Annotated in this window: 9 protein-coding genes; all 9 read left to right on the top strand. The window is 43.3% G+C overall.

Annotation, left to right across the window (positions count from 1 at the left end):
• Window positions 1–75: 75 nt before the first annotated feature.
• The 9 genes from G5B00_RS14610 to G5B00_RS14570 all read left to right on the top strand — a co-directional run bounded on the left by G5B00_RS14610 (window position 76) and on the right by G5B00_RS14570 (window position 15,767).
• Window positions 76–396, top strand: coding sequence for a hypothetical protein (locus G5B00_RS14610; protein WP_163876975.1), 321 nt, complete (start codon window positions 76–78; stop codon window positions 394–396).
• A 500-nt stretch (window positions 397–896) separates the two neighbouring features.
• Window positions 897–1,964 carry a LacI family DNA-binding transcriptional regulator gene (locus tag G5B00_RS14605; RefSeq protein WP_163876973.1) on the top strand — a complete coding sequence of 356 codons (1,068 nt, stop codon included), beginning with the start codon at window positions 897–899 and terminating at the stop codon, window positions 1,962–1,964.
• A gap of 40 nt (window positions 1,965–2,004) precedes the next feature.
• Complete coding sequence (locus tag G5B00_RS14600; RefSeq protein ID WP_163876970.1) at window positions 2,005–2,685, top strand: hypothetical protein; 681 nt, start codon at window positions 2,005–2,007, stop codon at window positions 2,683–2,685.
• A 208-nt stretch (window positions 2,686–2,893) separates the two neighbouring features.
• Window positions 2,894–4,459: a family 20 glycosylhydrolase gene (locus G5B00_RS14595; protein WP_240894521.1), complete on the top strand. Its 1,566-nt coding sequence runs from the start codon at window positions 2,894–2,896 to the stop codon at window positions 4,457–4,459.
• Between the two features lie 342 nt (window positions 4,460–4,801).
• The gene (locus tag G5B00_RS14590; RefSeq protein ID WP_163876967.1) at window positions 4,802–6,016 is read left to right on the top strand and encodes a Gfo/Idh/MocA family protein; all 1,215 of its coding nucleotides are present in this window, start codon (window positions 4,802–4,804) and stop codon (window positions 6,014–6,016) included.
• A 90-nt stretch (window positions 6,017–6,106) separates the two neighbouring features.
• Window positions 6,107–8,527 (top strand): BNR-4 repeat-containing protein, encoded by a 2,421-nt coding sequence (locus G5B00_RS14585; RefSeq protein WP_163876964.1) that lies wholly within the window; start codon window positions 6,107–6,109, stop codon window positions 8,525–8,527.
• 33 nt (window positions 8,528–8,560) lie between these two features.
• Complete coding sequence (locus G5B00_RS14580; protein ID WP_163876961.1) at window positions 8,561–9,892, top strand: putative oxidoreductase C-terminal domain-containing protein; 1,332 nt, start codon at window positions 8,561–8,563, stop codon at window positions 9,890–9,892.
• A 97-nt stretch (window positions 9,893–9,989) separates the two neighbouring features.
• Window positions 9,990–12,296: a heparinase II/III family protein gene (locus G5B00_RS14575; protein WP_163876958.1), complete on the top strand. Its 2,307-nt coding sequence runs from the start codon at window positions 9,990–9,992 to the stop codon at window positions 12,294–12,296.
• A 306-nt stretch (window positions 12,297–12,602) separates the two neighbouring features.
• Window positions 12,603–15,767, top strand: coding sequence for a SusC/RagA family TonB-linked outer membrane protein (locus tag G5B00_RS14570; protein WP_163876955.1), 3,165 nt, complete (start codon window positions 12,603–12,605; stop codon window positions 15,765–15,767).
• Window position 15,768 lies beyond the last annotated feature (1 nt).

Genomic DNA, 15,768 nt, shown 5'->3' with positions numbered 1-15,768 from the left:
ATTTATAAACTCTAAATTTAAAAAAAAATCATAAAAAAAGTAATCTTAGCATTAGCCTTGATCTTTGGGTTGTTTATGTTTTCTTCGAAAAGTTTTGCGCAAGAAAAGCAAAAACCTCTCAAATATTATTCTACAGAGCTGTTTGATGAGATCAATGCTACTGAAGAGCAACGTACGGCATTGACGGCGCTGGAAACTGAGTACAAAGCCAAACTGGCCGAAGTGAAAGCAAATAAATCTTTGTCAAAAGAAGAGGCAAAAGAGGAAAGGTCAAAGTTGACGAAAGAAAGATCAAAGAAGTATTACAAGATACTGACTCCTGAGCAAGGAAAGGCTGTAAGGGCAAAAGCGAAGGCTATCAAAGAAGCTAATGCTGCAATCGATGCCAGCAAATAGTGTTTTAGTGTAAGACAACATTTGTTTTGGAAACATCGTAAATCGTCCTTGTTTTGATGCGTCCCTCTGCCCCGCACTCAAGGCCGGAACGAGAATAGTTGAAACGAGGATGAAAAATAGCATACTCGTTATGGCCACGCTTAGACGAGTACGAGTATCTATATTTAAAAGTGAACTTCCTGTATAAAACCCCTACCAATCGGCAGGGGTTTTCTTTTATGCTGAGTTTGCGTTAACTTAGCGAATATATTCCAAAACGTACCCATTTAATAGGGTAACAAGTATCTCTTCGCTAACCGACCAGGGGGCTCTCCGAAGGAAATACTTACGCCAGATAAATAAAAAAAATCATCAAAAACTGTCTAAAATATTCCTTCCGCAAAAAATATCACTGTGTGAAGTTTCGATCGTGTCCTGTGTTCTTAAACCTATTTGTCAAACAAGCCTTTTTATTTATATTTGATCAGTACATTTCATTCAATCATTTAAGAAAAGCAATAATGTCTGAAGATAAGGGAAAAAAACATTTTGGTATCAAAGATATCGCCCGGTTAGCAAATGTTTCCATTGCTACGGTGGATCGGGTGCTGAATAACAGGAAGGATGTGTCTGATGCCACACGGAAAAAGATCAAAGATATTATCAAAGAATACAATTATCAACCCAATATCTATGCACGATCGCTGTCGGTCAAGAACAATCTTAACTTTGCGGTCTTGATACCAAAAACATCTTTGGAGACCGGTTATTGGCAATTGTGCTTGGATGGTATCCATAAAGCGATCAAAGAATTGGAGCCTTTCGGGATCCAAACGACGGTGTTTCTCTATGATCAGGAAGATGTGGATACTTTTGCAAAAGCATCTGCGCAGATATTGAATGGGAAGTTCAATGCCGTGGTCATCGCTCCTATATTTATTAATGAGACAGAACATTTTGTCAAAGAATGCCATAAAAGGAAATTGCAGACGATATACATCAACTCAGATATACCGAGCAAGTCTACATTGGGCTATATAGGTCCCGACCTGAATAGTACAGGACGATTGGCGGGCAACCTGACTTCTTACCTGATAGGGGCAGGGTCTAAGATACTTATACTCAATATAGCAAAAGGATTGGAAAATTATAAGTATCTGGATACAAAAATTGAAGGGTATAAAGAGTATCTCTTTAATTTGAACAGAGACTTTAAAATAGATGTGGTGGATATACCATTCAACGAATATGATGAGGTTGAAAAAGAGTTGCAGCTGAATGTCCATAAATATACCCCTGATGTATTGTTTGTCACCAACTCCCGTGTATCGATAGTAGGACGCTTCTTTTATGACCATCCGGAGATTACCAAACCTTATATCGTAGGATTTGACTTTTTGAAAGAAAATGTAGATTATCTCGCCAAAGGAATGGTAGATTTTTTGATATGCCAACGTCCGGACAAGCAAGGTTATTTTGCGTTGAATTATCTTTATAGGTTCTTTTTATTAAAAGAGGAGGTAGGTGATTTTAAACCTATGCCTATTGATATCATTACGATCGAAAACTATATGTTCTATGAAAATTGAGAACAGAGATTATAAATTTATCTACGTTTGAAAATCTACAGTGAACAACGGAGAAGCCGAGAGCCGAAAAGTGGAGGCGCAGTTTAAATCTATAGAAAAGATGAAGAGTAATTTTTTGAATTTTGGGCTCATTTTGGCTCTGGTATTCACCACGACAGTATTTAATTCTTGTCGCAAAGATGATAACGATGGTGGAGATAAAGCTTTCAAGATTACAGCCACCAATGTAACCGTCCATGGTGGTGCTGAAGTCAAGATCGTAAAAGCTCTTGCATATTGGGATGATGGAAGCGATTACGGTAGAGATGTAATAGCCCAAACACCATTTGCAAACAAGGGATTTACAGTGGAGTTTCCTGCGACAGTGGATGCCAAATATTCGAACTTGGACCTGGGAGAGGCACCGTCGGGGGTCAGCGTAAGTGACAAAAATGCTACCATATTTTATGTGGATAACATCTCCGGCTACAATGCGGACGATGAAGAAATCGGATCTTTTTATCTGTTAGCAGAAGAGGACGATGATATGTACCGTACCGCCTGGTGGTATGCCGATAGAGATGTGACTATTAAGGGAGAATCCGGTGGAGCTAATTATGATATTACCCTAAAAAAAGGTTGGAATGTTGTATATATGAGTGATGTAGATGGTGATGATTCCTGGACAAGTAAAAAACCAACAGGCGTAAGCTACACTTGGCATTTTTATATGCTGGTATAACGATCACCTAGAGAGAAATAAGTCTATTATTATGGTTCATCTTATGTACATGGAAACAATTTTTGTGTAGTGAAAATCGTTAACGTTGACGATTTTCTGGGGTGTACATGTCAACGATTATTATTTCTACTACGTGGATTGTTGATGGGGGCGTTATGGTGTCGCACGGGAAAAAATAAATAGAGTTGCTCGAAAAAATATATATAAAATGATATTCAGACTGATTAGATTATATTCGTTAGCCATGCTTTTCATGGTGACATCCGTTACTGTTTTAATGGCGCAAGGCTCCACAAAGCATGCTGATGACTTTAAGATAAAAGGGTTTCATCTGGATTTGCGAATACAGGTCATGAAGTTGGAAGCTTTGAAAGAGTTTGCCCTGCAACTGAGCAAATCGGGTATCAATACATTGATTATGGAGTACGAGGCTACTTTCCCTTTTGAGAAGCACCCGCTTATTCCCAATCGATATGCCTATACCAAGGCTGAAATAGCAGACCTTGTACGGTATTGTAGTGGATTGGGAATTGATGTTATTCCGTTACAGCAGAGTTTCGGCCACGTGGAGTATATCCTTCGGTTTCCGAAATATGCAAAATTGAGAGAATCCAATACGGACTATTCTCAGGTCAATCCTATACAGGAAGCACTGGCAAAGGAGCTTTTTACGGATCTTTTTCATGAGATGGCTGCATTGCATCCGTCCAAATATTTCCATATAGGTTGTGATGAGACAAGGCTTTTGGGGCATAGTCCCAAGAGCAAAGCAAAGGTAGAAAAATATGGTGTGGGAAAACTGTACGGTGACTATGTAAAACTGATGTGTGATATTGTCCTGGACATGGGCAAGATACCGGTATTGTGGGCGGATATCGCACTGAAATATCCTGAATCTTTGGCATCTCTTCCGAAAGGGGTAGTATTTGTAGATTGGAATTATGGCTGGGAACTGAATCGGTTTGGAGATCCCCGAAAATTGACCGAAGCTGGTTTTGAGATTTGGGGAGCACCTTCATTGCGTTCCAGTCCAGACAATTACAACCTGACGACCTGGGAGAAACATTTTACCAATATAAAGGACTTTGTTCCACAGGCAAGAGCGCTAGGCTATACAGGTATGGTAATGACCTCTTGGTCGACGTCGGGGGTATATTCTTACGTACGGGAAAGTGGATCAGATATGGTGGATCTATATGCCGTCCGGAGAGTTTACCCTTTGTCTGGCTTCAATCTTTTGCTGGAAGCTTATCTAAAGGCTATACACGCAAAAGAGCCTTTGGATATAGGGCAGTTTGTGGAAGATTATACCAAAGAAAAATATGGGTTTAATAAAGAACAGTCCAACAGGTTTTTTACGGCCCTGACGGCTGTTCCTTACGAAATAGGACAAGGAAAGGTAAGGCGTAAAGATAATTTTTCTATCAAACAGTTATTGGATAGTGTACAGATCGTTGAACAGGTTTTTGACAATCTGAAACCGTTGAAAAATGAGAAGGAATTTGAACACTATCGTTTAATGGCTAAGACCAGAGCATTGTATGTGGAATATCAGTATATCGAGCATTTGGCCAATGCTCCGGATTTTACGGCCTCTCAGATTTCATCTTTGTTGCCGAGGCTGGAGCAAATCATAGCAAAGACCAAAAGCCTTAATGAGCAGTACACGGCTTTGAATGAAAAGGTGTTTTATGCATCGGAGCTGGCTATAGATAATGAGTTGCGCATCATAAAAATGAATTTGCTGTATGACAGGCTGTCGAGAAGGCGGTAAGTTGACCTATACTATCCTTAGTGTTGAGCGAAGCGTACTAAAGGGTCGGTAATAAAGAAAGTGTCTAACAAAGTATGGTATGCCTCTTTTTGTCATTCCGACGATAGGAGGAATCTAAAAATTATGCTATTAATCAAATGTTTAGATTAATGTTGCATCAGCCCCACAGCCACCAACACGTCCCTGATGCCTGCTACGCAGTCGGCAAGCCTCAGAATGATAAATTAAACGGTTTGCTTTACTTTTTTAGACACCTCCAATCATACAAAAGTCCTTAGACACCCTATGGAAGTCTAAGGATAGTAAAGTATAGAAATATAGAATCATTAAAATAATACAGTTATGTCAAATAATCTGATAGATAGAAGAAAGTTTATAGCAAGTTCTGTTATAGGTCTTGGTGGTCTTGTGGCAGTTCCATCTGTATTTGCAGGACAAGGTGTTTCTTCCAACAAAACCGTTAGGATAGGGATCGTAGGTACAGGCAAGAGAGGGTTGGGGCTGATCAATACCATGGCAACAATAACCGGATTAGAAGTAGTAGCTTGCTGTGACATCCTTCCGGACAACCTTAATGCTGCCTTGGCCAAGGCAGGGCCCAAAGCCAAAGGGTACACCGATTATGAAAAAATGCTGACAGACAAGAATATTGATGCGGTGATCGTGTCCACACCTCTGTATCTTCATTACCCCATGTCCATAGCAGCTTTGGAAATGAAAAAACATGTGTACGTCGAAAAATCTATGACTTTCACGATCGAGCAGTCACTGGATCTGGTGAAAAGGATCAGAAACTCCAAGCAGGTCCTACAGGTCGGTTTTCAATACAGAAATTATGGGCTGTATCACAAAGTAAAGGAATTCATACAAAGAGGTGGGGTAGGAGACAAATATAGTATCGAGTGTCACTATAACCGACGCTCGGATTGGAAGCTGGAGGTCAAAGATCCCAAACTGGAAAAAACGATCAATTGGAGACTATACAGGGATATGTGCGGCGGTCTTCTCTCCGAATTGTGCGCACATCAGATCGATATCATCAATTATATTACGGGCAGCCATCCCGCTATGGTCTTAGGTGTTGGAGGAACGGATTATTTTAAAGACGGCCGGGGAACGACCGACAATGTCAGGGCGATATATGAATATGCGAACGGTGTGAAAGCAACCTATGCTTCAAGTCTCGTCAATACGACCAATACCTATGAAATCAAGATATTTGGCAATGAAGCCTCTATTGAAATAGGCCGGAACAAAGCTTATCTGTCTGCCGGACCTACCAAAAAGAGCTTTGGCATTGTCGATGGTGTGACCGGTGCTACGGTGATCAATGAGACGCCGGGCAAAAAGGTAGAATTACCTTATTTGAAAGCTGGGGAAAAATATGTCGAGCCCACTGTTCATGCACTACAGAATTTTTACGACTGTGTGGTAAACGGTAAGACACCTCTGTCCAATGTGGAGACGGGCAAAGATACCGCCATCGCCATCTGTATGGGCTTGGATGCTATCGAAACAAAAAGCATTCAGTACTGGAAGCCTGAATATTCGATTTAATGGACGGATTGGCTACCTTTTTCCGGTCATGTGTTAGGTAGGCTACCGATGGACCATACATAAGCTCAAACTCACTCAAGAAAAAAAGCTATGGCAAATCGAGGATGGATGCTGAATATAAGTATCGTACTTGTTCTAGCGCTCTATATGGGCAGTGCATTTGCACAATCCAAATGGCCGGAAGGAGTCATTGGTGGCCTGCAACATACCGGAGCGCTACACATGTATGCACTTCCGGGACCACTTACGGTGGATGTGTATAAACGTGATTTCAAAACCGACGCGAAGATAGACCGTACGGCAATAGTTTTTCTCACAGGACCCGATGGCTCAGTGCTGGCCCAAGAACGTATAGCCTCACCTCCTGGACAATGGGAAGGGAAGGAAGGTCCATTGCAGCATATTCGTTTTGTGACCGACGTCGTGCACGCCGGTGTCTATACGGTACTCATCACCTGCCATGATGATCCATATCTGCGTCGAAACCAGGCCTGGGGATTTGCGACCAATGCTCATCGTTACGTGATCAATGCCGGTACGGGACATACCGATAGCCGAAGAGAAGAACCAATTTTGCTGTATGGCGAGCGGAAACCTACGTCGATTTTTTTCAAGCCCATCGCTTCGACGCTACGTGTATCTATTGAACAGATACCTGCGGGAGCAGGCACCATCGAGTTGAGGGATCCAACCGGCAAGATTGTTTGGAAATCTGATGAAATGGCAGGTAAGGTCATGTCGGAAGAAATAACCGATGTGATGGCAGGAATATGGGAATTAAAAATGCCTATAGCCAGAGGTAAAATCCTTATAAAAGGATTTAACCACGAATTTGAAGCCGGGCAAACCGTATTGCCGATATGGTCAACGAGTAAATCCAGTTATTTCGATCTCGAAAATTTACATTGGTTATTATCCCCGCGGAGGCTCTCTCGGCGTCTGAAACCGGGTGAGCAGGGAACACTTGCCTTTTCGGTATCCAATAATCAGTCGAAATCGATCACTTATGATCTTGCCGTTCGGCCAGACCCGGGTTTTCCGGGCAAGGTCAATACGATTGCTTCCAAGATTCAGGTCTCCCCCAAGGCTGTGGACACTGTGTATGTAGACTACCAACTGGATCAAGAAAGTAGAGACGGAACATATCAGTTTGCACTTGTCGTTACTGATTCCGCAACGCATATGCAAGCATTTTCTCTCGGTGAGCTCCGGGTCGAAAGGGAGAGAACCGATGCAGCAATCACACTTCCTTTACAGTATAGGCTTTTTGAACATGATCAGTTTCAGTTTGCTTATGAGCCAGATTACCCTCGGGATAACGAGTTTTATTTCGATACAAAAAATAATCCTTGGATAGTTACTTCCGTAGGACTCAAAACACTGAAAAATGGGGAATGGCGACTTGTTCCGTTGCCGGGGTATGCCTCTAATGAGGTGGACTTTAAGTTGAGTGCATTGGGAACAGATGCCAACGGATATGTATATGGCATTGCCCATTTGAAGCAACAACCGCATATAGTCCGTGTTGACGGTGAAACATTACAGGCAGAGGTCGCCGTCCTTCCCAATGGAGGGGCATATTCTATCGAAACATCGGGTACTTCGATAGATACGCAGTCTCCTCCGGCCATTGTCAGGCAGGTACGCGACAGAACAAAGAAAAATACGTTTAAAAAAACAGCCATTCATACGGTGGAGCTAATTGTTCCCGAGATCCGGGACGGAAAATTGCATGTGCCGCCATCTATCAAAGTCAGCCATAGCGGCCATGGTGTGAGTCAGCATTCGGGCAGACCTAACCTCGTTGTGTCTGATGAAGATGAGGTACATTTGGTCTGGGGTGAGATCAGTCAACCCGAAGACAATGCCCCGGGCGTACCTGTATATACGGCCAGTTATGACCGGAAAAGCAGAAAGCTGTCGGAAAAGATATTGGTGGCGTATGCGCCGCCGGTGAACGATGCGCACAACACGCCTTCCATACTGATGGATGGCAAACAGCAGCGTCACATCATTACAGGTACGCACAACCATCCTTTTGTCTATCGAGCTGCCAAAAAAGGATCCGATAGCTGGACTGATCCTGTGTATGTATCTGATTTGGAACAGACTTATGTCGGTGCTGTTCCGGACCAATCGGGTGGTATCCATCTTCTCTACCGTATCTGGCAACGTGGCAACAATTTTCCGGGATTGTTTCAGACCGCACTTTATTATCAGTATAAATCCCCAAGCAAGAACGATTGGTCTCTACCAAATGCATTTGCCCTGCCTGCATTGCCTGCCTATAGCGTATACCGCCATCGAATCACGCGAGACCGTAGGGATTATTTATATGTAAGCATGCAATATTGGTCCACGTGGTCTCCCTATCGGGAAAGCTATCGCTCCGATTCAAAACGAAACCAAGATACAAAAACACGTATCAACTTAATATCAAAAGACAATGGCGTAACTTGGTATATGCTGACGGACGAGGATCTCCATCAAGCAGCGAATATATCCAGGTAACGATGTTTAAAAATAAATGCTAAAAACATAAGGATGAAAAAGAAAATCACAACTGTCATTCTCTGTGCGGTTTTGTTCCTCACATTGGGATTTATGCCTGTGGTAAAACGGTATATTGCCGGACAAGGCCCTCTATTCAAATTGATCGTGCTATCTCCTGCACACCCTCATGGAGTACATACTCAACAGGCTTTTAGTCATCTGTTTCACAAAGAGGTATCCGTATATGCTGCTTCTAGGGCCGATATGCAGACTAGTTATCTCGACTATATCGAGCGCTTCAACAAAAAAAGTAAGGAACAAGATGCATGGCGTCTCCAGATCTACACGGGCGCAGATTATCTGGAAAAAATGTTGCAGGAGAAGAAAGGTGACATAGCCCTTATTGCCAGCAATAACCAACTCAAATCCACCTATATATTGAAGACAGCAAAGGCGGGCATAAATGTTTTGGCCGATAAGCCTATGGCATTGACTGCCGGCGATTTTGAAATGTTGGAGAATGCCTTTCAAGTTGCCGAGCGACAAGGCAATTATATATCGGATCTGCCCAGTATGAGTATGCGTAGATTTGTGCCCTATATCTTACAGAAAGAACTCATAGCTACTCCCGAAGTTTTCGGAGTGTTGGTCAAAGGGACAGCAGAAAATCCGGCTGTGATACAAAAGAACAACCATTTGTATTGGAAAGGATCCAAAAGACCCGCTTGGTTTTTTGATGTAAAACAGCAGGGCAATGGTTTGACAGATGTCACTACACACCTTGTGGACATTGTGCAATGGAGTTGTTTTCCGGAAACACCGATAGACTATCGTAAAGATATTCATATTACTTCGGCCAAAACATGGGCAACAGAAATTACGCCGGCACAGTTCAAAAAAGCAACTGCAATGGACGCTTATCCCGATTACCTCAACGAATATGCAAAAGATAGTGTTCTGCAGATTCACTCAAATGGTGAAATTGACTATACATTGAAAGGAACGCATGTCCAAATTATTTCTACCTGGGGATTTGAGTCAATAGCAGGAGAGAAAGATTCGTATGAATCCATCATAAGGGGGAGCAAGGCAACATTGAGAATCGAAGCTGGAAACCGAGCAGATGTGTTTATCGAGCCGAATGGAGGAGACCTCACGGGCATCGAAGAAGCTTTGCAAGCCAATTTTACACGAATCAAGATGAAATATCCGTATCTTTCGCTGTCACGGGAAAAGAAAGGGTGGCGTATTTCGTCTGAGAAAAATCAGATAGATGGAGAAAAGGAGATTGTCCCGCCGTCCAGATGGGAATGTCATAATATGTTGGCGAAATATTACACCACAACGCAGGCTTATCAGATAGCTGAAATGACAAAAAAATAACAGCTTTTTACAATGCGTTAGGCACCGACGGCAAGACTTTTAGTCTTCCTTTTCGTCTGGTGGCAGGTCTAATCTAAAAGTGAGACAAAATATGATTATGATGCCCAATGCACTTCGTGTCTTCTTTACCTTTTTTGTGCTGATGTGTATTTCTTTATGGGAGCAGCAAGCTAAAGGAGCGACCACCGTATCCTCTATACCGATGGGGCTGCAGGACTTCATCCCGCTATATCCCGACCGGATGAAAGGGGAGGATTGGTTACACAATTTAGATACAAAACATCCCCGTATGTTTGTCAATAATAGTACGTTGGCAGCAATGCGGATATATGTCCTAACGAAGCAGAAGGATCGTTTTGATAAATTGGTCAAAGAAGTGGATAAGCTGCCGGATAGGGCACCTTTTGTGCTGAAGGAGTCTTTGGTGAAGACACTTCCTTCCGGGGAGAAAGTGCCGTTGGGTAAAGGTTCTTATGGGATTCGTCATTTTGAGTATCATGGAGGTGAAGAGGCCGTCAAACTGGCTTTGGTGTACCTAGTCAAAGGTGATAAAAAATACGCCGAGAAAGCCAAATCCTATCTGCGTCTTTTCAATCAGGTGCTTGCCTGGACTTCTAAAAACGGTCTCAAAATGGAACACACGGGATATTCCCGCATCAATGCTTTTACGGCATACGACTGGATATGTTCCGGTATGACTGTAGAAGAAAAAAAAGAAATATTGGATCCTATGCTCGAATACACGAGAAAAGCTTCCCGACGCAAAGGAGAATTTACATTCAAAAGAACATTTGGTGGTGCCGCGGCGGGCAATTATGGGGAAGATGCATTGATATGGTTCGCAGGACTTGCGGGGCATGGAGAAGGTGTGAATGATAGTCTGACCGAACAATTTATAAAAGACGGTGCAAAGCTGTTTGTAAATATGCTCAACCATAGGGAGAAATCTGCGGCTGGATCGGGTGTGCTGGGGGCGGCCACGGTGACCTATTCTTTTGGTGACTATCCACATGCCACCTTTAATTTTTTCCATACCTGGCAATCCGCCTTTGGTGAAGATCTCTCCAAAAAATGGACACAGATGCTGGACTTTCCAATCTGGTTCGACTGGGCCAAGATCAAGTTTGTAAACGGACGGATGTTGTATCACGGAATAGGAGACCTTAGTCATGAAAATAACCTTTTTGCCGTACGGCAGCAGTATTCACATTATGCACAGATAGCCCATCTGTATTCCAAGAGCTATCCTGCGAAAGCAGCATATGTATATGCTTATATGAAAGACCTGGTCGACAATAATGTAGGTAGCAACGTAGGAGGATTGTTCCCCTTTATACCTTATATATTGATCCATTTTGATGAAGGCGAAGTGAAAAAGAACCAATACACCAAAAAATATCTTCCTTATTTTTATTCTCCCTTCTATGGGATATTGTTGATGCGATCAGGCGAAAAAGCAGAGGATACCTACGCAAGTTTTAGGATGGGTGCCTCTGCGGGGAACCATCAACATTACGATGAACTGAGTTTTATCATCTATAAGAAAGATTTTCTGGCCCTGGATGCCGGAAGCAGAACGACCACTGCACATCATCACAATTTTGCGGCGCAGAGCGTAGCACACAATACCTTATTGATACACCATCCGAAAGAGGATATGCCACACTTTTGGAAACCGGCAGGATTCAAGGCAGATGGGAGTACCTATTATAACCATGGTGGTCAGTATGTTAAGGATAAAGCTAAGCCTGTTGCATTGACTGGTAGCGAGGATTTTATTTATGCGGTGGGGGACGCTTCCAAGAGTTATTCTCTCGTAAAATCAAAAGAGGTCATCAGGCAGTTTTTGTACTTGAAGCCCGATATTTTTGTAGTTTACGATAGGGTAGTATCTGTTGAGGCAGACCAGAAAAAGGAGTTCTTGCTGCATTTCCAAAACAAACCTTATTTTTCATCCGATTCATTGGAATGGGGCTCGGTAAATGGCGGGAAATTGATGGTCAAGACCGTTCTTCCCTTAAAGCCTAGATTCCATGTCGTGGGAGGGGAGGGTAAAGAGTTTTGGGCTTCCGGTCGAAATTGGGAACTTCCACTTAGGGACGCATGGGATCAAACCTATAAATTGACCGGAAAATGGCGTGTCGAGGTGAGTGATGCCGCTTCGAGGGAGCGTACTAATTTTCTGCATGTTCTGCAAGCCACCGGAGATGATAAAGAGAGTCTGGTGCATACAGCGATAGATCAAAGGGTTGATAATAAGGATGTTTTAAAGTTGATAGATACACAGGGCAATAACTGGACATTGGTATACAATCGGACAGGCGAGGTAGGACTGACGGTAGAGAAGCGGTCAAAAGACAAGGTGCTGATATACTGTCAGCAACTGCCCAATAATGTACAGTAATGGTATTAGGCTGGCGCATACAGACGGCCGAAGTTTTTTAAATTTCGGAAGATTTCTTTATTTAATAGACCTGTAAAGAATAGCTTTTCCTAAAGTTTACGAAAAAAAATATATTATCCTCTAAAAATTCTAAAAAAAATTGTAATATATAAATATATAATTCCTATATTTACGGTAACGTAAACAAAAGCATTTTAAACCTAATTTTTGGCTTTTTATTTTACATAATTGTGAGTGCTAGTTTTTTATGATACTCTTTCGTTTACGTTACCAATAGATATTTTAGAAGATATTAAATCTATAATTATGAAGAAAAGAGTAAATGGCGTAGAGCTTTTGAAGATGATCTTGCTCATGTTTATGGTTTTTGCCAGCCAACCTATTTTTTCCCAGACGTCCAAAGCTATCAAAGGAGTGGTTTATGATGGTCGATCTGGCGAACCTCTCCAAAGTGTAACCGTAAGAGTAAAAGGAAAGAATACTGTCACGACTACAGGTTCGAACGGTCGGTTTGGCCTATCGGTAGGCCCCAAAGATGTGTTGCTTTTCTCTTTGGTGGGTTATGAAGAGCAGGAGGTCAGTATCGGAAACCGGGCGTCGATCATTGTAAATATGGAGTTGAGTACCAACTCTTTGCAGGAGGTCGTAGTCGTGGGCTACGGTACGCAAAAGAGGGAAGATCTGACGGGGTCCGTAGGTATAGTGAATGTAGAGCAGATGGCAGAAGCTCCGGTGATGTCTTTTGACCAGGCTCTGGCAGGCCGTATTGCAGGGGTAGAGGTCAATCTTTCCGATGGACAGCCCGGAGAAGAAGGTACTGGAATCGTGATCAGAGGGGCAGGTTCGCTCACACAGGATATATCGCCACTGTTTGTTGTTGACGGCTTTCCCAATGAGCATTTCGATCCGAATTCGCTGAATATGGACGATATAGAGTCTATAAACGTCCTCAAGGACGCGTCGGCTATAGCTATCTACGGTGCACGGGCAGCGGGAGGAGTCATCGTGATCGAGACCAAGAAAGGACGTATCGGCAAGCCTCAAGTATCTTATAGAGCATCTTTCGGTATGCAGGATATTGTGCAATCGGTGGATGTGATGGATCCCTACGAATTTGTCCGTTATCAGATAGATCGGAACAATGGCGCGGGATACCTCACAGAAGGCAGGACATTAGAAGATTACCGGAATGTCAAGGGTATTGACTGGCAGGACAAGGTACTGAGAACGGGTAAGACCCATATCCATCAACTGGCTATTCGAGGTGGCTCCGAAGGGACAAACTATTCTTTGTCCGGTTCAGTATTCAACAATAACGGGATCATTATCAACACCGGCCAGGATAGATATCAGGGACGTTTTGCATTGACCCAAAAAATAGATAAAAGGGCCGATGTAGGTATCAACCTGAATTACAGCAGCAGGTCTTCTTACGGTTCCCGTGCCGCGGCGGGTGGGGCGGGTACATCCTCGCAGACGGCTTATTTGCTGTTCTCGTTATGGGGATATAGGCCTGTTACGACCCGGATCGATTTTGATGAGGATGATCTGGTGAATGATATTTTGGATGATGATATTGATTTTCTTAACGATTATCGTGTAAATCCGGTATTGGATGCACAAAACGAGTATAACAAAAGGTTAATGAACGATCTGGTCAGCAATGCTCATTTTTCCTACAAGATAGGACGGTACCTGACTTTTAAAGCACAGGGCTCCATCAACACCCGAACGGACAACCGAGAGTATTTTTACAATTCCCAGACCCGTCGGGGAAATGAGATAAATCCGCAGAATGTACGTGGGCAATGGGGTGGCAAAAGCTGGTCAGAAAGGCTGACCTGGTCCAATGAGAATATACTGACCTACAAGCGGGCTTTTGAGAAAAAACATAATGTAGAAGGAATGTTAGGTTTTTCCAATCAGAAAAGCAGCAGTAAGTCCGGTAGTTTTGTGGGGATCAATTCGCCGGATGAGAGTCTGGGGATTGATGGTCTTGGACAGGCAGAGGCTTATACCATTGCCGGTACTTCTTCACAGTATACCCTGTCGTCGTTCTTCGGACGGGCTAACTATAACTATCGTTCCAAATACCTCTTTACGGCAACTTTACGGGCGGACGGTTCATCTCGGTTCCCTAAGAAAAACCAGTGGGGATATTTTCCGTCGGGCGCTTTTGCCTGGCAGCTCAAGCGAGAGTCTTTCATGAAGGATATAAAGGAGATACACAATGCCAAAGTCAGGGTGAGCTGGGGAATGACGGGAAACAACCGGGTGAGTGATTTTGCACCTTACGACATCATGTCTTTTCAACAGAGTGGATCCTATTCCTGGGGAAATGACAGCCCTATCATAGGTGCTGTTCCTGCTAGACTGGGCAATCCTGACCTCAAATGGGAAGCTACGGAGCAATTTGACATAGGATTAGATCTCTCGCTGCTCAAAAACAAGGTTGAGTTTGTGTTCGATTGGTATTCCCGTACTACACATGACCTATTGCTCAATGCTAATATGCCTCGCCATACAGGGTACAATACTGTTTTTAAGAATATCGGTGCCTTGCGCAACCGTGGATTGGAATTCACACTGACTACCCAGAATGTCCGAAAAAAGAACTTTAGGTGGGAATCCAATTTCAATATTACTTTTAACAGGAACGAAGTCTTGAGCCTGACCGAAGGAGAAAATATATGGCTGGAGACTGTTTCGTGGCACAATAGCTATACCTCCATACCTCTTTATATCACAGAAGTGGGACAGCCGGCCGGTCAGATGTACGGGTACATTTGGGAAGGCAATTATCAATACGAGGATTTCGTAGGAGGAAGAGAAGGCGATCATTCTCAGCTGCTGCCTGGGATCCCGGCCAACAATGCTACAGAAGCGGCTGTACAGCCCGGTGATATCAAATATAGGGATCTCAACGGCGATGGTATCATCGATGATAGCGACCGGACCATTATCGGGCGCGGTACACCTATACATACCGGTGGTTTTTACAACAGTGTACAGTATATGGGGGTTCGGCTTGGCGTGCTGTTGCAGTGGGTATGGGGTAGGGATGTCTTTAACGCCAATAGGATGCTTTTCGAAGGTGGGTCGACGGGAAATCTGAACCAATTCGCTTCTTATGCGGATAGATGGACACCGGATTACCAGACCAATGAACATTATCGTGCAGGAGGATGGGGTCCGGGCGGGCGGTATTCGTCGAAGACAATAGAGGACGGCTCTTTTTTGAGGTTAAAGACAATAGAGTTGGGATATAGTGTTCCAAAGAAATATCTGGACAGGTACAGGATATCCGGCTTGACACTCAATGTGCAGGCCCAAAACCTCCTGACATGGAGCAACTATACCGGGTTTGATCCGGAGGTGTCTGTCAGAAACTCCGTATTGACCCCTAGCTTTGACTTTTCGGCTTACCCACAGGCCAGGACAGTTGTATTTGGAGCAAGATTGAATTTTTAGG

Origin of the sequence: Parapedobacter sp. SGR-10, assembly GCF_011030405.1 — a bacterium.
Taxonomy (GTDB): domain Bacteria; phylum Bacteroidota; class Bacteroidia; order Sphingobacteriales; family Sphingobacteriaceae; genus Sphingobacterium.
Note: the sequence above shows the minus strand (reverse complement) of the source record. Positions and strands in the feature narration are given on the sequence as shown.